This is a genomic window from Mucilaginibacter dorajii, assembly GCF_024808255.1.
GTDB classification, from domain to species: domain Bacteria; phylum Bacteroidota; class Bacteroidia; order Sphingobacteriales; family Sphingobacteriaceae; genus Mucilaginibacter; species Mucilaginibacter dorajii.
In genome coordinates, this window is record NZ_JANTYS010000027.1 from 25,410 (window position 1) to 46,518 (window position 21,109).

The following is a 21,109-nucleotide window of genomic DNA, read 5'->3' on the forward strand; positions in this document are numbered from 1 at the left end:
AATCAATAACTTACATGGGTGTCATTATAAGTAGGAACGACGAAGCAATCCCCAACTTACATTTACGTAGCGGGGATTGCATCGTGCCCAATATGGCAACTTGTATACCCAGACTTACGAAGTTTTTAAAACTTCGTAAGTCTCTCGTAGCTTTGTCGTTCCCACCTTCACTGTCCCCCGGATTTTAAACCAATGATGCTTGAGAATGAACTAATTTCCTCTACAGAAATTTCTGTATCCTCAAAACATAAAACTCATTACCTGTTAAAATTCAGTCGCTTACCGGCTTTACCTTCAATTAAACTTCCATTGGTGTAAGCCACATTACCGGATACAATAGTGTAGGCAACTTTGGATCGGAAGGTAGTCCCTTCAAAGGGACTCCAGCCACATTTGTATAAAATATTGCTTCGGTTCACATTCCATGGCTTGTTCAAATCAACCAGCACAAGGTCGGCCCAATAGCCTTCTCGGATAAAACCACGCTTATCAATCTGGAAACAGGTGGCTACGTTGTGGGCTGTTTTTTCGACAATTTGCTCAAGGCTCATTTTGCCATGATGGTGCAGTTCCAAAAGTGCGGGCAGGGCGTGTTGTACCAATGGCCCGCCGGATGGGGCCTGCAGGTATGGTTGCTCTTTTTCTGCCAAAGTATGCGGGGCATGGTCGGTAGCTATTACGTCAATTTTGCCATCCAATACCGCAGCTAAAACAGCATCGCGGTCGCTCTCTTTTTTTACGGCCGGGTTCCATTTTATAAAGTTGCCTTTGGTTTCATAATCGGCATCGGTAAACCATAAATGATGCACGCAGGCCTCGGCCGTAATGCGTTTATCTTTTAGCGGGATGGTGTTATCAAACAGGTGCGTTTCGAGCGCGGTAGAAATATGCAAAATATGCAGGCGGGTATTGTGTTTTTTAGCCAGTTCAACCGCTAATGACGATGACAGGTAACAGGCCTCCGCACTCCTGATCTTAGGATGTAACCCTATCGGGATATTTTCGCCCAGGAGCTGCTTGTAGTGGTTAAGGTTACTTTTTATGGTTGCCTCATCTTCGCAATGCACAGCAATCAACATGGGCGAATTGGCAAACAGGTTATCTAACGTGGTAGGGTTATCAACCAGCATATTGCCGGTTGATGATCCCATAAATACTTTTATACCGCAAACGTTGGCCGTATCAGTACGCAGCACCTCGTCCAGGTTATCGTTCGAGGCACCCATAAAAAAGGAATAGTTCGCCAATGAGTTACGGGATGCTATCTCATATTTATCCTCCAATAATTGTTGGGTTAAAGTATTGGGTACAGTGTTAGGCATCTCCATAAAAGAAGTAATACCGCCCGCTACAGCAGCGCGCGATTCGGAATGGATATCGGCTTTGTAAGTTAAGCCCGGTTCACGAAAATGCACCTGGTCGTCAATTAAGCCGGGTAAAAGGTGCAGGCCTTGGGCGTTGATCACCTCATCGGTATGTGCGTTTATATTGGCGTCAATCCGCTCAATCAATCCATCTTTGATCAATACATCGGCAATAAATTGCTTGTTTTCGTTTACTACGGTTGTTGATTTAATGAGGATAGTTGACATGTTTGATTTCGGATTTTGGATGTTCGATTTCGGATTTGACGTTTGGTGGCAAAGTTAAACGTTTGCATTGATGTTTACAGAACCTATAACATTTCCTGATAGTGATAGGTTTTAAACCCATTGCTATCAGGAATGCCTTTTAATTAAACCTCCTCCAGCATAGTTGGCGATTCCGGAAAATCATCCAAACTTTTATAGGTGAATTTAGCATTGGTATCGGCCTGTTCAATAGCCCATTTAGCCATGGTGTACATCACCGGTTTTAAAGCCATGCCGGCTTTGGTTAATGTGTAAGTTACATGAGGTGGCACAACGGGCCTGGATTCGCGGATTACCAGATCATCAGCCTCCAGTTGTTTCAGATGTTGAATGAGCATCTTTTCGGTAATAGCCGGGATGGTCTTTTTCAATTCGCTGTACCGTTTGCTGCCTGTGAGCAGGTGGTACAGGATAATGGGTTTCCAGTAACCGCCTATCTTTTCCATTACATACGTTACCGGGCATTCGTTAAAGGCCGTTATTTTATTTTCCTGTATGGTTGAGCTTTCTTTGATCTGGGTCATGGATACATACTTTAGGGTAAGTACTTGTGTAAAAGTAAGTACAAATATAGCTTTGCCCTCAACAAAAACAAAATATAAAAGATTATGAAAATCACCATCACAGGGTCATTAGGCAACATCAGCAAACCATTGGCTCAAATATTAAAAGCAGCAGGTCATGAATTAACCATTGTGAGCAGCAACCCGGATAAGACTGCCGAAATTGAGGCATTAGGTGCCAAAGCAGCCATCGGTTCACTGGCCGATGTCGCTTTCATCACTTTGGCATTTACCGGTGCCGATGCCGTTTACGCCATGGTACCACCAAACTTTGGCGCTGCCGATTTGAGGGCTTACATGGGCCAAACCGGTAAAAACTATGCCGAAGCGATCAGGCAATCGGGCGTTAAACGGGTTGTGGCCTTAAGTAGTATCGGCGCACATTTAGATAGCGGTACCGGCCCAATCAAAGGCATTCATGATGTGGAAGGTATCTTGAGCCAGGTAGACGGTGTGGACGTCAAATTTATCCGTGCGCCGTTCTTTTACGTTAACCTGTTTAACGATATTCCGATGATTAAAACCGCGGGCATTTTAGGCGCAAATTATCCGGCTACGGCAAGGTTAGTAATGGTACACCCCACTGATATTGCCGCCGCCGTTGCCGAAGAATTACAAAAAGGCTTTACCGGCAAAAGCGTGCGTTACCTGGTAAGCGACGAAACCACTACCAGCCACCTTGCCAAAACTTTAGGCGCGGCCATAGGCAAGCCACAACTACCATGGGTAGAATTTACCGACGAGCAAGCTTACGGCGGAATGACCCAGCACGATGTACCCGAAGAAATGGCCAAAAACTTTGTGGAGATGGGCACCGCCATCCGCAGCGGCGCAATTTGGGAAGATTATGATAAGCACCAGCCAGCAACAACCGGCAAAATCAAATTAGCCGACTTTGCCAAAGAATTTGCCGCTGTATACAACGCTTAAATAAGCCCCCTCTAAACGGCGTAGCCTTCATGAACACCAAAAGACTATTAAAATGTGAATAATCTCCCCCGGTAGGGGAGACTTTACATAAAGGTTGGTATATTAAACAACAAAGCCGCCCAAACAGGTGGCGGCTTTGTTTAAAACGTCGGTTCTTCTTTCTATCTGCAGGTTGATAAATAAGTCCTTATTCTTTTGTCTAAAAGTCCTTTATCCAAAAGTCTATTGCTTTCCCCAATAATAATTTACACCGAAACCGATATTGGTATTTAAGCCGATGTTAAAAGAGTTGGCTTTGGTTTGATAATCATGCGTGTAAAGGATGTTCCCAAATCCAAGGTTCACGGCAAGTTTTGGCGTTGCAAAAAATACAATGTTGGGGTTACCGCCAATGTTTAACGACCCTGATTTTAGGTTGTTGATGTCGTTGGCCGTGGTTATCCCAAATTGAGGGAAGATGCCTACCTTATCGTTCAGCATGCAATAATACCTGAAATGAATACCGAAAGATGCGGCATCATTGTGGTATGTATGGTTGTAAACGTAGCTGGTTGTGCCACTGTTGGCCAGTGCGGTATAGGTAGATGTTTCGGTACCTGCCGTGCGCGAATAGCCCGGTTGGATGCCTATCGTCCAGTTTTTTGATAAAAACATACCAAAGTCGGGATTGATCTGCAGGGTAGATATGCCGTGATTATTGTAAACTGTAGTACCTTGGGTATAAGTGTAGGTATTGGTATAGCCATAACTATCGTAATTGTAGTTAAAGCTGCCGCCAACATAATAACGGCCGGTGCCAATTTGTGCGTTTGCAGCGCCCGCTGCCATAGTAGTTAAAAGGATAATCAGTAGAATTTTTTTCATTCGTGTGTATATAAAGTTTTTTAAATAGGCATACGAACAATGCGGTCAAAACGAAACATACCATCTGAAAACTACCCTTAAAATCTCCAAATGGCGCTTAGCTTGTATTCGCAAAGTCATTTCTCCATCCTCATTTAAACGTAAAACTTGTGCTTAAGGTTAGCCGGTATCCGGGTAAATCGCTTTTACCCGCAAGTAATGAATTTGTGTTATCTTAAGGTACCTTTTGGGGAGTTATGCACGACTGCCCGCGGACCCGGTACCGAAGGGACTTATATTGGCCAACAACAGGCTCCAATATTTGGATGCGCCTATACTGCAATATATATCAGTTTAGTGTTAACCATGTTGAAATTTAAAATATTGATTATCAAATTGTTAATAGGTATTTTATCTGAAATATGTTAAGTTATGTTAACCCAATCAGGCGCGTTTGCCCCGTGGCAAAAATTTAAATGTGATTGAAAAAATTCGTGAAATTAGCTATAAGCTATTTTACGGGCAGTTAAATTCGTGTTTACTCAACGCTCCCGCCTGTGATAAATAAAGTTAAATGGTAAAAGCGATTTCCCTTAGCCGCTGTTAAGTTAAAATGTCCCTATTAAACAAAAAGCCTATCTTTGCGGCATGGGTGTAACTTTTGAAGAATTTAATTTTAACCGGCAAATTTTAAACGCGATAGCCGATGCCGGTTATACCGAAGCTACGCCTATACAGCAAAAAGCTATCCCGCCAATATTAAACGGGCAGGATGTAATGGGCATAGCACAAACCGGTACAGGTAAAACTGCGGCCTATGTTTTGCCCATTATCATGAAGCTTAAATACGCGCAGGGCGATAATCCGCGCGCATTGATCATTTCGCCAACACGCGAGCTGGCCATGCAAATAGAGGAAAACGTTAAAACCTTTGCCGCTAATACCGATTTGCGCGTGGTGGTTTTATACGGCGGCCTTGGCCCTAAAACACAAATAGAGCAGATCAATAAAGGGGTTGATATTATTGTGGCCACACCCGGCCGCTTCATGGATATTTACCTGGCAGGCCATATCGTTACCAAAACCCTGCAGGTGCTGGTACTTGATGAGGCCGATAAAATGATGGACATGGGCTTTATGCCCCAGATCAATCGCCTGTTGGAAGTGGTACCCGTAAAAAGGCAAAACCTGCTGTTCTCTGCCACCATGAGCGACAGGATCCATGAGCTATCCAATAATTTCCTGGAGTTTCCAACCATTATAGAGGTTAGTCCGCAAGCAACGCCGGCGCAAACGGTTAGCCAGCATCTGTACCATGTGCCCAATGTTAAAACCAAAATAAACCTGCTCAAAAAGCTGCTTGATTTGGAAGGCGATATCACCAAACTGATGATATTTTGCAAAACCCGTGTGGCGGCCGATGACGTTTACAAGTTTTTGCAACGCAAATACGGCGAGGGCGGCGTTAAAGTATTACATGCCAATAAAGGGCAAAATACCCGCATCAATTCCATCAACTCGTTTAAAAACGATGAGGTGAAAATATTGGTAGCTACGGATGTGGCATCGCGCGGTATTGACGTGAGCGATGTGAGCCATGTGATAAATTTTGATGTACCGGTAGTTATTGAAGATTATGTGCACAGGATAGGGCGTACCGGCAGGGCGCTGCAATCGGGCGTAGCCATTACTTTTTGCGCGCCATCTGAAGAATATTACCTGCAAAAGATAGAAAAGCTGATCAAGCAAAGTATCCCCGTTGAGCCAATGCCCGATGATGTATTTATTGAGGAAACAGGTTACGACGAGCGCCAGGAGCAGAACAAAGAAATTGATATGCAGAAGCGTAAAGAAGATCCCGATTTTAAAGGGGCTTTCCACGAAAAAAAGACTGCCAATCAGCATAAAAAATTCGATGCCGCCAAAAACAAGGTTAAATATGGCAAGGCTTATAAAATGGCCGGTGGTCAAAAAGGTAAATCATCGTCCCGTAAAAAACATTAAACCATAAAACTCCAATAATACTTATAGATGAAATTGCGTATCACCCCGCTAAATTTTGCCACTACCTTTTTTATAGTGATAGCGGTTTACATTTGGATAAATGGCGCGGCTGTTGCCGGCCGGCCGCTTGAACATTTTAGCGGTACCATCAGTTGGATATTTGTGCTGTTTGCTGTTGTGGTATTTTTTTTAGATCTCATCTTCCGAAATTTTTTTGCCGAGCTTAAAAAACTATGGATCATTGAGCTGTGCTTTATAGCGTTGGTGACCATCATATTCTTTCTTGTTAAATAAAACTACATTTAAATTCAAATGAAAACTGCTGAAATAAAGCTGACCGTTACCCTCGACGATAATAATGTTCCTGAAAACATCATGTGGGAATCAACCGATTCAACATCAAAGGAAGCACTGCCGGTAAAATCATTTATGCTGGCCCTTTGGGATCAAAGCTATAAAAATACCCTGCGCATTGACCTTTGGACTAAAGACATGCCGGTTGATGAAATGAAACGGTTTTTTTACGAAACCCTGCAAACCATGGGCGACAGCTTTTTACGCGCCACCGGCGAAACCGCCATCGTTGAAGACCTGCGCGATTACTGTGCCCACTTTGCCGATAAAATGGAAATTAAACAATAGCTTTTTAGTATCAAGTAGTGAGTATCGGAACAGTATCAAGTAGTTAGTATCAAGTATCAAGATTTTGACTTGAGAATTGCCTGATTGGAACTGTTCTGATACTAAACGGATACTAATAAACTGAATACCTAAACGACTTTAAAAAAATACTTGCTACTTGCTACTAATTACTTGATACTATTATGAGACTTAGTTCAATTTTATCTTTCCTTGGCTTTGTACTGCTTTTTGCGGGAACGTATTGCCCTTTGTTGCGCCCGCTGGGCTTGTTTAACTGGGATGTTTACCAACTTAACCAGCCTTATGGTTTGGTAATTTTGCTTGTTGCTGTTGTTGGCGTGCTCGCGTCTTTTCTTAATCAGCAAAAACTAACCCGGGTTGCCGCGTGGGCATCGCTTTTGTTGGTAGTGGTTTTGCTTGCAGCCGCTATTTTTAAGGTCGAGACTGCTTTTAGCTTTATCCCATTCAAAAAGTTCGATTCCTTTTTAACCAGGCATATTAAATTTAAATGGGGTTGGTGGGTTTTATTTGCAGGTGCCGTTTTGGCATTGGCAGGTAGTTTAAGTGGCAAGTCCAAAGGCTTCGTTGTGCCACCCGAAACAATTTGATTAAAACAAATTATTCCTCAAATGTTTATTAGCTGTGCACTTTATGTAAACAGCTTTTTTTTGAACATATTTGTAATTCAGATTAATAAGATCTATAAATGTTGAAATTCTCTTTCCGCCAGCAGGTATTAGCTGGCTTTGTGGTATCAATTTTATTGGTTTTGGTGGTGGGCATTTTATCCTACACCAGCATCCGCCAGTTAGAAGATGATAATGTTTGGGTTGACCATACTCAAAGTGTTATCAGGTCATCAAATCATTTGCTGCAACATTTAATAGACGCCGAAACCGGTATGCGCGGTTTTGGGGCCACAGATAAGAAGATATTTCTTGACCCATATAATGACGCCTTGCCCCGAATAGGTGGTGACATTGATGAATTGAGGAAACTTACTGCAGATAAACAACTCCAACAAAGAAGGATAGATTCATTAAATACCCTTGCTAATGCCCAGATTGCCATTCTTAAGCTAAACGTTGACGCCCGCGAAACCAAGGGGCTCGATTTTATGGTTACAAACAACATGTTTTTGAATGGCAAACAAAACATGGATACAATACGGGCAATTATTGCCCGGCTGATGGAAACTGAAAACGGCTTTCTTAAAGAGCGTAAGTCAAGCTCTAACAAAGCTTCTAATTTGGCTATTATTATTATTGTTTGTGGCTCGCTGATATTTCTGCTTATCATCCTGATGTTGTTCCGCTACATACAAAAAACGTTTGATGAACAGAAAAAAATTGAGGACGAAATAAAAATTGCCAATGTTGAGCTGGCTAAGGTACTTGCCGAAAATGAAGCCAAAAACTGGCTGCTTACCGGCACCGGTGCCCTTAACGAAAAAATGCAGGGCCAGCAAAGCGAAAGGGAACTATCGCAAAATGTATTGGCCGAGGTTTGTACCTATACCAATGCCGCAGCAGGCACATTTTATCTTTATGAGGATAAAGAACACCGCCTTGACCTGTATGCTTCATACGCTTTCCATAACCCCGAATTGCTTAAAAAACAGGTAAAACTATCTGAAGGTTGGCTTGGCCAGGTAGCTGCCGATGAAAAGGCTGCTGTTGTTAAAGGTAAACTGAACGATAAGTTGGAGCTTTCTTCATCCATAGTAAAAGAGCTTTTAACAGAGACATTTATTATTCCTTTCTTTTTTGATAAAAAGTTGAAAGGTGTTATGGAGGTAGCCTTTACCGGCGAATTGACCGATAAGGATAAAGGTTACATAATAGCCGTGGCCAACGATATAGGCATAGCGGTAAATACCGCCCAGGCCCGCACCATTATGCACGACCTGTTTGAGGAAACCCAACAACAGGCCGAAGAGCTGGAAGCACAGCAAGAAGAAATGCGCGTTACCAACGAGGAACTGATGAACAAAACAGAAATGTTGCAGGCATCAGAAGAAGAGTTGCGTGTACAACAGGAGGAACTGCGTACCATCAACGCCGAGCTGGAAGAGAAGGCCAGTTTGCTGGAAGAAAAGAACCAGGCTATTGAAGAGGCCCGTGCTGCTATCAACATCAAAGTTGAAGAACTGGAAACAACCGGCAAATATAAATCGGAATTTTTGGCCAATATGAGCCATGAGCTGCGTACGCCGCTCAACAGTATCCTGGTGTTGGCGCGCATCCTGAAAGATAATAAACCGCTCAACCTGTCAGAAGATCAGATCAAATATGCCAGCGTGATCTTTAACGCCGGTAATGACCTGTTAACGCTGATCAATGATATCCTCGACCTTTCAAAAATTGAATCGGGCAAGCTGGATATGCAAAATGAGGATATCAAAGTATCCGAAATTTTGAGCGACATGGAAATGCTGTTTGCCGAAGTAGCCAGCAACAAAAACATCAATTACACTACCAGCATTGCCAAAAATGTTCCGGCTACCGTATTTACAGATAAAGTACGTGTTGAACAGGTGATCAAAAACCTGCTGAGTAACGCGTTTAAGTTTACGCCGGAGAATGGCTCAATATCCATCAATGTTAGTCCGGGTGCTTTAGATAAAACTATTGCCTTCGCTATTAAAGATTCAGGCATAGGCATCCCTGCCGAAAAACAGCGCATCATATTTGAGGCATTCCAGCAAGCAGATGGTTCAACCAGCCGTAAATACGGAGGCACAGGTTTGGGGCTATCCATCAGCCGCGAATTATCTGTATTACTTGGTGGCCGTATAAGCCTAACCAGCGAACAGGGTTTAGGCAGCGAGTTTGTGCTTACCATACCATACGAAGCTAAAATAGTACCCGTTGTTGAAGAAGATGTGGTGTTGCCAACCGCGCAAACCTTCAGGTCTGAAGCTAACTTCCTGAAACCTGCCAAGGCTTTGGTAAGGGAGGATAACCGCGAGCCATTGGTAGTTATTGTAGAGGATGATAAAAACTTTGCCAATATATTACAGGATTACGCCCGAGACCATGGCTATAAATCTATTATGGTTTATGAAGGCACCCGCGCGGTAGAAACCGTGAAGGAGGCTAAGCCCGATGCCGTGATATTAGATATCATGCTACCGGGAAAAGATGGCTGGCAGATATTGAAAGAGCTAAAAGCTCATCCCGAAACGATGCATATCCCTGTGCACTTAATGTCGGCCGGCGAGGCAGCGGCTAACCGTGTGCGTAAGGAAGGCGCTATCAGTTTCCTTAAAAAACCTATCAATACCGAAACACTGGATAAGCTGTTTGCAGATATCATGTTGCAAAGCGGCACCAAATTTAAACAGATATTGCTGGTTGAAGATCACCGGGCCCAAAGCCAGGCGCTTAAGGATATGATGCAAAGCCAGGGTATCACTGTTGATCAGGCATTTGATGGCGAATCGGCATTCAGGATGTTGCATGAAAATGAATACCAGTGCGTGATCCTTGATTTGAACCTGCCCGACATTTCGGGTCTTGATCTGTTGGATAAGATTAAAGAAGTTGATCGTTTTGCATCGTTACCCGTTGTGGTAAATACAGCCATGGAGCTTGATAAAACATCGGTGAACAGGTTGATGCAATATGCCAATGCCATGGTAATCAAAACCAACAAATCGGCCGATAGGCTAATTGACGAGGTTAACCTGTTCCTGAACAAAATCAGCGAATCATCAGTAAATGTGCAGTCGGTGCCGCCTAAACCCAAATTACCATCAAAAGGCAAAGACGCTATTAAAGGCAAAAAAGTGCTTATTGTTGACGATGATATGCGTAACATTTTTGCCTTAAGCAGTGCCCTGCAAAGTTACGACCTGGTGGTAGAGATAGCCAACGATGGTGAAGAAGCTATTGCCAAATTAGAAGAAATACCCAACATTGATATTGTGCTGATGGATATCATGATGCCTAAAATGGACGGGTACGAAGCTACAAGATATATACGCAAACAAAACAAATGGGCTAAGCTACCTGTAATAGCTTTGACGGCCAAAGCAATGAAAGACGACCGCGAGAAATGTATTGCGGCCGGTGCCAATGACTATATTACCAAACCGGTTGATATGGACAGGCTTATTTCATTGATGCAGCTGTGGCTGGAAAGTTAATTTATGACCGATACTTCCGTTATAATATCATCCGTTCAAATAGCTGAATTGATAGACCTTGTAAAGAAATTTCATGGGTTTGATTTCTCGGGCTATACCAAGGCTTCGCTAAAACGCAGGGTTACCAGGATCATGCAGTTAAAAAAGTTAAGCTTTTATGATCTGAAACATATACTGGTAAACGACCCGCATTTTTTCCAGGAGTTTTTAGAGGAGATCACGGTAAACGTTACCGAAATGTTTCGTGATCCTTCGTTTTATAAAGCTTTAAATAACCAGGTGGTGCCCTACCTGTCAACCTATCAGCATTCAAAAATATGGTGTGCAGGTTGCTCAACCGGCGAAGAGACCTATTCACTGGCCATATTGATGCGTGAGGCCGGGCTGAGTCAAAAATCATTCATCTACGGTACCGATATCAACACAGAAGTATTGAAGGAAGCCCGTCGTGGCATCTATAGTTTGCGTAATATAAAAAGCTATGCCGAGAACTATCAGTTTACCGGTTTAAAAGGTTCAATATCAGATAATTTTACGATATTGTATGATGCGGCGTCTATCCATAACGAACTGAAGCAAAATACACTGTTTTCGGTACATAATTTAGTATCCGATGGCGTGTTCAATGAGTTTCAACTTATAAGTTGCCGTAACGTGTTTATCTACTTTGAAACCGAATTGCAGGAACGTATTCTGGAGCTGTTTTATAAAAGCTTATGTCATTTAGGGTATTTATGCCTGGGCAGTAAAGAAACCATCCGCTCAGATGCCTTCAAAAAGAAGTTTAAGGTCATCAATCAGAAAGAAAATATTTATCAAAAAGTTGGGACCTGATAAAAATTTACTCGAACGTTGGCGTAATGCCGATATCCTCCTGTTAGGAGGGTCGGCAGGGTCATTTAAACTGTTGTTCCATATCGTTAAATCTTTGTTGCCCACGCTTAATAAAGCAGTAATCATCGTAATTCACAGAAAAAAGAATTTTTTCAGCGAGATAGAAAAACTGTTTGCAGAGAATAGCCGTATGTCGTTACGCGAAATTGTTGATAAGGATACCCTTAATAAGAACACTATCTATATAGCACCTGCAAATTATCATACGCTGATAGAAAAAGATGGTACCTTTGGTTTGGATGTTTCGGAAGCGGTTTGGTACTCAAAGCCATCAATTGATGTAACCTTTGAAAGCGCGGCCGAAGTTTATAGGGAACGCTGCATAGCTATACTGCTATCTGGCGCAAACCAGGATGGGGCCGAAGGATTACTAAAACTAAAACAAAGCGGCGCCACAACTATTGCACAACATCCCGAAGATGCAGAAATGGACGAAATGCCCAGGGCAGCCATAAACATTGGTGCTGCTCAATATATATTACACACAGACGAGATTTTTAAATTATTGCAAACAGAATGATTCACCATACATTAATTAATATTACATGACCCCTGTAAATATTCTTATTGTTGATGATAGGGAAGAGAATATTATAGCGCTTGAGGCTTTGTTAACCCGCGATGATATTCGCATTTTTTCTACAACATCGCCTAATGAAGCTTTAAAAATAGCCTGGGAAATCCATATAGCCATAGCCCTGGTTGATGTGCAGATGCCTGAAATGGATGGTTTTGAATTGGTAGAGATGCTGAAATCAAATCCTCGCACCAAAGATATTATGGTAATATTTGTTACTGCCATATCAAAGGAAACCAAATACGCGGTAAAAGGCTTAGGGACCGGTGCCGTTGATTACCTGTACAAACCCCTCGATCCATATATTACATCGGCGAAAGTTGACTCCTTTGTGCAGCTTGCCCGTACACAAGCTGAGATCAGGCAGAAGAACGACGAACTGCAAAATTATTCTATAGTTGTAAAAAACTCTGCCGATATCATTTGCTCTGTTGATGCGCAAACCTTACGCATAGAAAATATTAACCCGGCTGTTGAACCTATTATGGGTTTTAAACCTGCCGAGCTTTTGGGTAAAAGCATTGTTAATATGGCTATAGAAGAGCATCAACCGGCGTTTAGAAAAAAGCTGGGCGAAATTATTAAAGATAACCTGCCCTTTGCGGTATTTGAGTTTAGGTTTGAGCGGTTTGATAAACAAGTCATTTGGGTTGAGTGCCGTGCATCGTACCGTAACAAAATCATCTTTATCAATATCAGCGATATCTCGCCGCAAAAAAGCTACCAGGAACAGCTCATTAAATCAAAAGAGCAGGCCGAGTATACTAAAAAGGTAAAAGAAACCTTTTTGGCCAATATGAGTCATGAACTCCGTACGCCTATAAACGGTATTATAGGGATTACCGGTATGCTGCTTAAAACCAATGTTGATGAGCAGCAAAAAGGAATGCTTAATTTGTTAGAAACTTCTTCAAGATCATTGTTGGGCGTAATTAATGATGTGCTGGATATTTCAAAAATTGAAGCCGGTAAATTTAACATCATCCGTACGCCAAATAATGTTTCTGATATCATTAAGTCGGTTTTTGATTTGCTCAAATTCAGGGCTGATGAAGGCAATATTGAATTTTTATTAGAGATTGATCCCGGTGTACCCCAAAGCCTGATGGTAGATTCGTTGAGGCTTAACCAAATCCTGATGAACCTGCTTAGTAATGCCATTAAGTTTACCGAAAGGGGATATGTAAAACTTAAGGTTTCGGTATTGCAAAAGCACAATGATAAAGTGAAATTAAAGTACAGCATTGAAGACACCGGCATAGGTATCCCGGCCGATAGGATCAACAGGATATTTGAATCATTTGAGCAGGCCGAAGAAGATACTGTAAGCAAATATGGTGGTACGGGACTGGGCCTGGCCATTGTAAAGAACCTGGTTGAGCTAAAAGGCGGCGAACTTACTGTGAGCAGTCAGTTAGGTAAGGGCAGCACATTCAGTTTTATAAACTGGCATACTATTGCCACCAAACCGGTAAATAAGGTAAGCGTAAAGCCTGATAAAACTCTTGCTCCCTTTGTTAATGTGCGGGTATTGGTAGCTGAGGATAATATGGTAAACCAGTTTATGCTTTCAAAAATTTTGAAAGACTGGCAAATTGAGGTTGATATGGTTGATAACGGGCGCAAAGCGCTTGATAAGCTGGCCGCAAATGACTACGATATTATATTGATGGATACGCATATGCCCGAAATGAATGGATATGAAACAGCCAGGAACATCAGGGTTGATTTTGCCGAACCCAAAAGGAGTATTCCTATCATATCGCTATCGGCAGCATCATTTGGGCACGAGCAGCAGGAAGCGCTTACCTCTGGTATGAACGATGTATTATCGAAACCATTTCAACCATACCAGTTACATGAAAAAATGAGCAAACTTTTAAATAGAGATGCTAAAGGGTTAAAAGTTTAATTTAGTTTGCCCAACACCCATAATACGGGCTTCGTGGTCAAGCAGCCATTGCTTGCGCCAAAGCCCGCCCGCGTAGCCGGTTAAACTGCCATCGGAACCTATAACCCGGTGGCAGGGTACTACAACCCATAAGTTGTTTTTGCCATTGGCTGCTGCAATAGCCCTTATAGCTAAAGGGTTTTTCATGAGGTTTGATTGCTGCATGTAGGTTGTGGTAGTACCATATTCAATACTTAACAAACATTGCCAAACCTGTTGCTGAAAATCGGTGCCCGGTTGCTTTATAGAGAAATCAAACGTTTTTCTTTTGCCAGCAAAATATTCCTGCAGCTGATCAATAGCTATTTGCAACAACGGGGTAGAGGCCGGCTCAATATCATATTCCTCATCCCGGATAGAAATGCCCGAAATAAATTCATCATCCTGCGTAATGCGGACAATGCCAATTGGGGTACGGTAGTAGGCTATGGGCATGAATTTCAAAATTGGTTAAGAATATCAAACTTAACAGAAACTGCCCGATGAAACAAATGGATAAAATCAAATACCACAAATTATTACCTTTGCCGCATGAAGCTTGTTAACGAAACCGTCCATTTGCTTAAAAAGGAAATTTTACTGGAGTGGCGTTCAAAATATGCTTTTAACGGCATTTTGCTATATGTTGTATCAACCGTGTTTGTGTGCTACATTTCGTTTAACCAAAGTGCCGGCCTTAGCGGTACCAGTAGTTATCCGCTGGTGTGGAATGTGCTGTTTTGGATCATTATGCTTTTTGCGTCGGTAAACGCCATTGCCAAAAGCTTTATGCAGGAAAGTAAAGGCCGCCTGCTTTATTATTATTCCATTGCCAGCCCTCAGGCTATCATCCTGTCAAAAACTATTTATAACATCCTGCTGATGTCATTGATCAGCGTACTCGCGTTACTTGTATACCAGGTATTTTTTGTAAAACCACTTGGCGATCCGCTTTTTTACTTTTTAACGGTGCTGTTGGGCAGTATCAGTTTTTCAACTGTATTTACTATGATCTCGGCCATTGCCTCAAAAGCAGGTAATAACGGTACGCTGATGGCTATCCTCAGCTTTCCGGTTATTATTCCCATAATATTAATCCTTATCCGCCTGAGCAAAAGGGCTATGGATGGCCTTGAACGGAGTTTAAGCTATGGCGATATAGGTGTGCTGTTTGCCATAAATGCCATTGTTATTACAACCGCGCTGTTATTGTTTCCCTATTTGTGGCGGGATTAATGCCTTAAAATCAAATTGTTATACCTTATTTAGAATAATTAAAAACTTTATTTGGATTAAGTCTAAGTAACAATTATTTTTGCTGCCACATTAAACTCATGGCAATGCATGGTAAATTCTTTACTTTAGTTATATCTTCTTTATTTATATCAGGTACCTTATTAGCGCAGCAGCCTAATAATTCAACTGCCGAAGATTCATTAAATAATAACTCGGCCAAAAACTTCCTATCCAATACGTCCATTGGCGGGTACGGCAACGCTTTTTATCAGTACAATAAAAACCAAAAAACAGCCAAGGTTGATCTGGAGCGTTTTGTGCTTTTTATTGGCCATAAATTCAGCGATAAGATTTCTTTTTTCTCCGAAATGGAATTAGAAGATGCCAAAGTAAATGGCGGGCAGCCAGGTGGTGAAATCACCATTGAGCAGGCTTATTTAAAGTTTAGCCTTAATCCTAACCAATACATTGTAGCTGGTTTGTTTTTACCAAGGATAGGTATCCTTAACGAAAACCACCTGCCTACCACTTTTAACGGTAACGAGCGCAATTATGTAGAAACACTGTTGATCCCTGCTACCTGGCGTGAATTGGGTGTTGGTTTTTATGGCCGTTTAAACAACCTGCCTGTCAATTACTCGGTAGGGATAATGAACGGTTTGAGCGCCGCGGGCTTTACCCATGGTACAGGTATTGTTGATGGCCGTTTTGAAGGGCGTAACGCAACCGGCACCAATCTTGCTGTAACCAGCGCTCTGCAATACTACCAGGGCCCTTTTAAAGCGCAATTATCCGGCTATTACGGTGGTACAGTAGGCATCAGGAAAACAGAGGCCGATAGCTTAGGCTTAAACTCCGGCGTGTTTGGTACGCCGGTTGCTATGGGCGAAGGCGATATTCAATTCAATAACCAGGGCTTTTCGGTAAAAATATTAGGTACGATATTATCTATACCCGATGCTGATAAAATAAACAGGGCTTATGCCAGCAACACTCCTAAAACAGCCTACGGTGCTTACGCCGAAATTGGATATGATCTTTTGTATCGTGCGGGTTACGGTAAAGCAAACCCTGCACAGCTTATTCTATTTGTGCGCGATGAAAAGCTTAACCTCAATTCCAGCATCCCGGGCAACGGCATTACCGATCAAACTTTAAATCAAAACTATGTTGTAGCGGGCTTTACTTATTTGCCGCTGCGTAACGTAGCTGTAAAAGCCGATGTAAGGCTGGTTCATGGCGGCGCGCAAAATCCGGCGTTGATAATTAATCCCAGCCCGGTGGCTTTACCCTATCAAAACAACAACGCTTTGATAAACCTGGGCATTGGATATTCATTTTAAGCTGATTTATATGGACAGAAGGAAATTTATACAACAGTCGTGCTCATTATGTGTAGCTGTTGGCGCAGGCATGGTAATAGGTTCATTAGACGGATGCGCGACCCTGCCGGTATACAAAACCGCTGTTGCCAATAACGCCGTAAGCGTACCGGTAGCCATATTTGCTACTACCAGTTTCCAGCTTATCCAACCTAAAAATCAATATTACAATATCGGTCTTAAAAAAGAAGCAGATGGCACCTACACAGCGCTGCTTTTAAAATGCACCCACGCCGATAACCAACTAACTCCAACCGGTAACGGTTACAAATGCGATTTGCATGGCAGCGCTTTTAGCGCCACCGGCAAAGTAATTACCGGCCCGGCAGAACGCCCGCTTAAAAAATACGCCACAGAAATACAATCAGATCAAATAATTATTCATTTAAGTTAAACTACCTATGAAAAATACACTACTTGCGCTATCAAGCGTGGCTCTGCTTGCTTTAGCCAGCTGCAGCAGCAAAAGTACACCAACACCGGTCACTACGGATGCTGAGGGAACCGTTATTACCGAGTTTGTTAACGTTGTTGCCAACCCCGATTATGCCGCGATTAACGATAACGCTGTTAAGTTGCAGGCCGCTGTTACTTTATTGATCAGTACGCCTAACGCTGCTAATTTATTAGCTGCTCAAAACGCGTGGAAAGCAACCCGCGAGCCATGGGAATCATGCGAAGGTTTTTTATTTGGCCCGGTAGAGGACAATGATTATGACCCTACTATGGATAGCTGGCCTTTAAATAAAACAGATGTTGATGCCCGTTTGGCCAGCAGCGATGTGTTTACCACTTCTTATATTGATGGACTGGATGGCACTGCCAAAGGTTTTCACGGTATTGAGTACATTATTTTTGGTGAAGGTGGTGCTAAAAAAGCAACTGATGTTACCGCGCGCGAAAAATTATACCTTGCTGCATCAACCACAAGTTTAGTAGCTACTACGCAAGCTTTGCGCGATAGCTGGGATGCCTCAAAAGGCAACTACTCTGCAACCGTTACTACAGCAGGTAAAGGCAGCGCGGTATACAAAACCCGTAAAGATGTGTTTAAAGCAATGGTTGGCGCAATGAGTGATATTTGCGGCGAAGTTGGTACCAGCAAAATGGAAGATCCATACGCTGCCCGCGATAGTACATTAGACGAGTCGTCATTTTCACACAACTCCACTGTCGATTTTACAAACAACATCAAAGGTATCCTTAACGTATATACCTGTACCTACGGGGGCAAAACCGGTTCTGCAAGTTTAAGCACACTGGTAGCTGCTAAAAATGCCTCTTTAGATGCAAAAATAAAAACACAATACAATGCTGTATTGGCATCATTTGCAACCATTACACATACATTCGAAAAAGCGATCTATGATCAGCGTGCCCAGGTAAAAGCAACCCAGGATGCTATTGCCACATTGCAAAGCACGCTTGATGTTGATTTAAACGCTTTTGTTGAAGCAAACATAAAAGACTAACAATACAGGTGAAAAAGTTAACAGTAGTAGGCGTATTAGCAATTTTAGTGCTTGTTTTGTCGCAATGTCAAAAGGCGGCAACTTTTCCTGATACCGGTTATGACGCACGCTTATCGGGCGGTGTAGCCACCGTGTTTGATATCACATCACACGCGTTCAGCAATATGTTTCCAGGACTATCTGATCGTGATCAGATAGTGCACGCGTTTGGCGACGCTGCTTTCAGCAAAATATTTGTTACTGCGCCTGCACCTGTTAATAGTGGCTTGGGTACTATTTTTAACAATAACTCCTGTATCTCTTGTCACCACAACGATGGCATTGGTTTACCCACTGCAGGAGATTCCCGCTCTTCATTATTAGTGCGGATTAGTTTGCCCGGCACTGATGCCCATGGAGGTCCGGTAGCGGTGCCTGGCTATGGCTTACAGCTACAGGATAAAGCCGTTTATGGTAAAGTCCCCGAAGCTAAAATCAATATTAACTACACCAATACTACATACAGTTTTGCCGATGGCGAAACTTATGAATTAAGGGCACCAACGTATACTTTAACCAATTTGTACACCGCCATAACAGGTAATTACCTGCTTTCGCCACGCCTGGCGCCGCCCATGTTTGGTTTGGGCTTGCTGGAAGCAGTACCCGAAAGTGAAATTGTAGCCATGGCCGACCCTAATGATGCCGACGGCGATGGTATAAAAGGTAAGCCAAACTATGTTTGGGATGTAGCCACACAATCGCGCCAGTTAGGTCGTTTTGGCTGGAAAGCTAATACCGCGTCGATATTAACACAGGTTGCTGCCGCCTATAACCAGGATATAGGCATTACCAGCAGGATTTTTCCGGTTGAAAGTAGTTTTGGCCAAACCCAGGATGATGGCTTGAAGGATGATCCCGAATTACCGGACAGTACCTTAAATGCGGTACGGTTTTATGCGGCTACCCTGGCGGTACCTGCTCGCCGCAGCGTTACCGACCCTGATGCTCAAAGAGGAGAGGCTTTATTTAAAGCAGCAAAATGTGCTGTTTGCCACAGGCAAACGCTTACTACAGCAGTAAATGTATCTTTCCCATCAATATCAAACCAGGTTATTCACCCGTATACCGATATGCTGGTGCATGACATGGGTACCGGTCTTGCCGATAACCGCCCCGACTTTTTAGCCGGCGGACAAGAGTGGCGCACCGCCTCCCTTTGGGGCCTTGGTTTATTTGAAAAAGTGAACAGCCCGGGCTATTATTTGCATGATGGTCGCGCACGCTCCGTAACCGAAGCCATTATGTGGCATGGGGGAGAGGCCGAATCGGCTAAAGTATATTTCTCTAAATTGTCAAAATCCGACAGAACTTTGGTGTTGAAGTTTTTGGGAAGTTTGTAAGGAAAGAGAGTCAAGAGGTTAGAGTCAAGAATTAAGACAGGTAAGCATTTCTGTCTTAATTCTTGATTTTTTATTTGTCAATTCTACTCTGTAGAAGTTCAAATACTTCGTTAAACTCTTTATCGCCAAGTTCTTGGCGACTAAAGAAAAACATTACCCCTGCGGATTCTTTAACCAGGATGAATAGGGTATCCTTAAAAATTATGGCGGAGTTGAAAAGAGACCAGCTCAATTGTAAACGCTTTTCCTTATCCCGGTAATCTATCCCTTCATCATTAAAGGTAAAAGTACAATCCATCATTTCCTTTTCAAGCCGCTCCGCGCGCGCCTTTGTTTTTCTGGAAAAGCGAACCCAGCGTTCTATAAAGGTTAACCACCACAAAAACAGGTAAAATACCGAGCCTCCTTCGATAATTTTATCCAGTGGAAACCGGTTACTGGTGTCGCCGGAAAATACTGCTGCTGCCACAATCATGATTACTAACGTCAAAATAAAATACCGTTTCATGATTTTGGCGTTTGATAACGACCAATGAACGCGCTGTTTGTTTAAAAAGTAGGTGCGGTTAAATGGGATATGGATAGTTTTTTCCTGCATGGTTGTTGTGATAATAGGGGCGGAAAATACAAACAATATTTAAGAGAAATGATGGGTATAATAAAGTACATATCTATAAATTGGCAGTTGTTTTAAGATAAGTTAAGCATGGACGTTAAACTAATTCCTGTATTAGAAATAAATTGCTGGGATGCCGATGTACTATCACCCGGCAATGGTCCTTATTGGCTTTATCCGGAAGAGTACAATCACTACAATAATGCATGCCGCTTAAAGGCAGGGTTCGAAGATGAGTTTGTATTTTATATGAAGGGAGCCACTTTTGTACGGATTAATGACATAACAATATCAAATTTAGAAAAGCTTATCAAAGATGAAGTTAAAGGCATTTTGAGCGGCGAACATTCAAGAGAAGACGGAGGGTACTTATCGGGAGGCTACGTTTTAAATATTGACGGAAAAGATGTGAGTTTTCCACAATGTTGCTCAGACCTTGCCGGTATAAATTACTGGAAAAGAATGGCACGGGAAAGCCAGGCTGGTTACGATGATGGTCATCCAGCTCCGGTTTTAACTTTTACCGACGACGAAGTTCTATTCGATTTTAAGGCTGGTGAGATTGGTGAAAAATTTACGCCACCACCACTTTATGATAAAATTATCATAAAAAAGGCCGACTTGAAAAAGGCGGTTGATGAGGTAGAAATAGAACTTTACAAATTCGCTGAAAGAATAGAAGGCATAAATAAATCTCTCAGTTTGAACATAATTAATATAGATAAATTGCTCATTTGGGGTGATGATTGATAAAACTGCGTTAACGAAATTTTCGCGTTAGTGATGGAAGCGGATACCGGCCCCGAGCTTAAGGCCTTGTGTGCGTATGAGCGTACAGCACGGGCCGCAGGCAACGC

At 42.5% G+C, this 21,109-nt stretch carries 20 protein-coding genes; 15 read left to right on the forward strand and 5 right to left on the reverse strand.

Annotated elements, in window-relative coordinates:
* Positions 1-257: 257 nt before the first annotated feature.
* The gene (locus tag FHS10_RS25125; RefSeq protein ID WP_259096481.1) at positions 258-1,592 is read right to left on the reverse strand and encodes a dihydroorotase; all 1,335 of its coding nucleotides are present in this window, start codon (positions 1,590-1,592) and stop codon (positions 258-260) included.
* 143 nt (positions 1,593-1,735) lie between these two features.
* On the reverse strand, positions 1,736-2,155 hold the full coding sequence (locus FHS10_RS25130) for a winged helix-turn-helix transcriptional regulator (RefSeq protein ID WP_259096482.1): 420 nt from the start codon (positions 2,153-2,155) through the stop codon (positions 1,736-1,738).
* Between the two features lie 84 nt (positions 2,156-2,239).
* Here FHS10_RS25130 and FHS10_RS25135 point away from each other — a divergent pair, with 84 nt between their 5' ends.
* Entirely contained in the window at positions 2,240-3,124 is an 885-nt protein-coding gene (locus tag FHS10_RS25135) for an NAD(P)H-binding protein (protein ID WP_259096484.1), read from the forward strand.
* A 222-nt stretch (positions 3,125-3,346) separates the two neighbouring features.
* Here FHS10_RS25135 and FHS10_RS25140 read toward each other — a convergent pair whose 3' ends face one another.
* The gene (locus FHS10_RS25140) at positions 3,347-3,988 is read right to left on the reverse strand and encodes a hypothetical protein (RefSeq protein WP_259096486.1); all 642 of its coding nucleotides are present in this window, start codon (positions 3,986-3,988) and stop codon (positions 3,347-3,349) included.
* Between the two features lie 627 nt (positions 3,989-4,615).
* Here FHS10_RS25140 and FHS10_RS25145 point away from each other — a divergent pair.
* The 8 genes from FHS10_RS25145 (at position 4,616) to FHS10_RS25180 (ending at position 14,146) form a co-directional block, all read left to right on the forward strand.
* On the forward strand, positions 4,616-5,971 hold the full coding sequence (locus tag FHS10_RS25145) for a DEAD/DEAH box helicase (RefSeq protein WP_259096488.1): 1,356 nt from the start codon (positions 4,616-4,618) through the stop codon (positions 5,969-5,971).
* A gap of 27 nt (positions 5,972-5,998) precedes the next feature.
* Positions 5,999-6,265 (forward strand): hypothetical protein, encoded by a 267-nt coding sequence (locus tag FHS10_RS25150; RefSeq protein ID WP_259096490.1) that lies wholly within the window; start codon positions 5,999-6,001, stop codon positions 6,263-6,265.
* 18 nt (positions 6,266-6,283) lie between these two features.
* The gene (gene gldC / locus FHS10_RS25155; protein ID WP_259096492.1) at positions 6,284-6,613 is read left to right on the forward strand and encodes a gliding motility protein GldC; all 330 of its coding nucleotides are present in this window, start codon (positions 6,284-6,286) and stop codon (positions 6,611-6,613) included.
* Positions 6,614-6,795: 182 nt separating this feature from the next.
* Entirely contained in the window at positions 6,796-7,221 is a 426-nt protein-coding gene (locus tag FHS10_RS25160; protein ID WP_259096494.1) for a hypothetical protein, read from the forward strand.
* Between the two features lie 98 nt (positions 7,222-7,319).
* On the forward strand, positions 7,320-10,763 hold the full coding sequence (locus tag FHS10_RS25165; protein WP_259096496.1) for a response regulator: 3,444 nt from the start codon (positions 7,320-7,322) through the stop codon (positions 10,761-10,763).
* 3 nt (positions 10,764-10,766) lie between these two features.
* The gene (locus tag FHS10_RS25170; protein ID WP_259096498.1) at positions 10,767-11,597 is read left to right on the forward strand and encodes a CheR family methyltransferase; all 831 of its coding nucleotides are present in this window, start codon (positions 10,767-10,769) and stop codon (positions 11,595-11,597) included.
* On the forward strand, positions 11,587-12,177 hold the full coding sequence (locus tag FHS10_RS25175) for a chemotaxis protein CheB (RefSeq protein WP_259096500.1): 591 nt from the start codon (positions 11,587-11,589) through the stop codon (positions 12,175-12,177). The genes FHS10_RS25170 and FHS10_RS25175 overlap by 11 nt, the downstream gene beginning before the upstream one ends.
* A 25-nt stretch (positions 12,178-12,202) precedes the next feature.
* Complete coding sequence (locus tag FHS10_RS25180) at positions 12,203-14,146, forward strand: hybrid sensor histidine kinase/response regulator (RefSeq protein ID WP_259096501.1); 1,944 nt, start codon at positions 12,203-12,205, stop codon at positions 14,144-14,146.
* On the opposite strand, the gene FHS10_RS25185 is transcribed toward FHS10_RS25180, so the two are convergent.
* Positions 14,135-14,620: a methylated-DNA--[protein]-cysteine S-methyltransferase gene (locus FHS10_RS25185; RefSeq protein WP_259096502.1), complete on the reverse strand. Its 486-nt coding sequence runs from the start codon at positions 14,618-14,620 to the stop codon at positions 14,135-14,137. The two genes, FHS10_RS25180 and FHS10_RS25185, sit on opposite strands and share 12 nt — an antisense overlap.
* A 96-nt stretch (positions 14,621-14,716) precedes the next feature.
* Here FHS10_RS25185 and FHS10_RS25190 point away from each other — a divergent pair, with 96 nt between their 5' ends.
* The 5 genes from FHS10_RS25190 to FHS10_RS25210 all read left to right on the forward strand — a co-directional run bounded on the left by FHS10_RS25190 (position 14,717) and on the right by FHS10_RS25210 (position 19,636).
* Positions 14,717-15,400: a heme exporter protein CcmB gene (locus tag FHS10_RS25190; RefSeq protein ID WP_259096503.1), complete on the forward strand. Its 684-nt coding sequence runs from the start codon at positions 14,717-14,719 to the stop codon at positions 15,398-15,400.
* 104 nt (positions 15,401-15,504) lie between these two features.
* Positions 15,505-16,743 carry a hypothetical protein gene (locus FHS10_RS25195; protein ID WP_259096504.1) on the forward strand — a complete coding sequence of 413 codons (1,239 nt, stop codon included), beginning with the start codon at positions 15,505-15,507 and terminating at the stop codon, positions 16,741-16,743.
* A 10-nt stretch (positions 16,744-16,753) separates the two neighbouring features.
* Entirely contained in the window at positions 16,754-17,176 is a 423-nt protein-coding gene (locus FHS10_RS25200) for a QcrA and Rieske domain-containing protein (protein WP_259096505.1), read from the forward strand.
* Positions 17,177-17,183: 7 nt separating this feature from the next.
* Entirely contained in the window at positions 17,184-18,254 is a 1,071-nt protein-coding gene (locus FHS10_RS25205) for an imelysin family protein (RefSeq protein WP_259096506.1), read from the forward strand.
* A gap of 8 nt (positions 18,255-18,262) precedes the next feature.
* The gene (locus FHS10_RS25210) at positions 18,263-19,636 is read left to right on the forward strand and encodes a di-heme oxidoreductase family protein (RefSeq protein WP_259096508.1); all 1,374 of its coding nucleotides are present in this window, start codon (positions 18,263-18,265) and stop codon (positions 19,634-19,636) included.
* Between the two features lie 70 nt (positions 19,637-19,706).
* Here the strand turns inward: FHS10_RS25210 and FHS10_RS25215 are convergent, their stop codons facing one another.
* A complete protein-coding gene (locus tag FHS10_RS25215; RefSeq protein WP_259096510.1) occupies positions 19,707-20,144 on the reverse strand; it encodes a hypothetical protein in 438 nt (145 codons plus the stop codon).
* A 198-nt stretch (positions 20,145-20,342) separates the two neighbouring features.
* On the opposite strand from FHS10_RS25215, the gene FHS10_RS25220 reads away from it, so the two are divergent.
* Positions 20,343-21,002, forward strand: coding sequence for a hypothetical protein (locus FHS10_RS25220; RefSeq protein ID WP_259096511.1), 660 nt, complete (start codon positions 20,343-20,345; stop codon positions 21,000-21,002).
* Positions 21,003-21,109 lie beyond the last annotated feature (107 nt).

Coding starts and splice junctions, on each gene's coding strand:
- FHS10_RS25190 (WP_259096503.1), top strand. CDS start 14,717: ATGAAGCTTGTTAACGAAACCGTCCATTTGCTTAAAAAGGAAATTTTA.
- FHS10_RS25215 (WP_259096510.1), bottom strand. CDS start 20,144: ATGAAACGGTATTTTATTTTGACGTTAGTAATCATGATTGTGGCAGCA.
- FHS10_RS25125 (WP_259096481.1), bottom strand. CDS start 1,592: ATGTCAACTATCCTCATTAAATCAACAACCGTAGTAAACGAAAACAAG.
- FHS10_RS25160 (WP_259096494.1), top strand. CDS start 6,796: ATGAGACTTAGTTCAATTTTATCTTTCCTTGGCTTTGTACTGCTTTTT.
- FHS10_RS25145 (WP_259096488.1), top strand. CDS start 4,616: ATGGGTGTAACTTTTGAAGAATTTAATTTTAACCGGCAAATTTTAAAC.
- FHS10_RS25180 (WP_259096501.1), top strand. CDS start 12,203: ATGACCCCTGTAAATATTCTTATTGTTGATGATAGGGAAGAGAATATT.
- FHS10_RS25200 (WP_259096505.1), top strand. CDS start 16,754: ATGGACAGAAGGAAATTTATACAACAGTCGTGCTCATTATGTGTAGCT.
- FHS10_RS25165 (WP_259096496.1), top strand. CDS start 7,320: ATGTTGAAATTCTCTTTCCGCCAGCAGGTATTAGCTGGCTTTGTGGTA.
- gldC (WP_259096492.1), top strand. CDS start 6,284: ATGAAAACTGCTGAAATAAAGCTGACCGTTACCCTCGACGATAATAAT.
- FHS10_RS25170 (WP_259096498.1), top strand. CDS start 10,767: ATGACCGATACTTCCGTTATAATATCATCCGTTCAAATAGCTGAATTG.
- FHS10_RS25220 (WP_259096511.1), top strand. CDS start 20,343: ATGGACGTTAAACTAATTCCTGTATTAGAAATAAATTGCTGGGATGCC.
- FHS10_RS25140 (WP_259096486.1), bottom strand. CDS start 3,988: ATGAAAAAAATTCTACTGATTATCCTTTTAACTACTATGGCAGCGGGC.
- FHS10_RS25195 (WP_259096504.1), top strand. CDS start 15,505: ATGCATGGTAAATTCTTTACTTTAGTTATATCTTCTTTATTTATATCA.
- FHS10_RS25135 (WP_259096484.1), top strand. CDS start 2,240: ATGAAAATCACCATCACAGGGTCATTAGGCAACATCAGCAAACCATTG.
- FHS10_RS25150 (WP_259096490.1), top strand. CDS start 5,999: ATGAAATTGCGTATCACCCCGCTAAATTTTGCCACTACCTTTTTTATA.
- FHS10_RS25205 (WP_259096506.1), top strand. CDS start 17,184: ATGAAAAATACACTACTTGCGCTATCAAGCGTGGCTCTGCTTGCTTTA.
- FHS10_RS25130 (WP_259096482.1), bottom strand. CDS start 2,155: ATGACCCAGATCAAAGAAAGCTCAACCATACAGGAAAATAAAATAACG.
- FHS10_RS25185 (WP_259096502.1), bottom strand. CDS start 14,620: ATGCCCATAGCCTACTACCGTACCCCAATTGGCATTGTCCGCATTACG.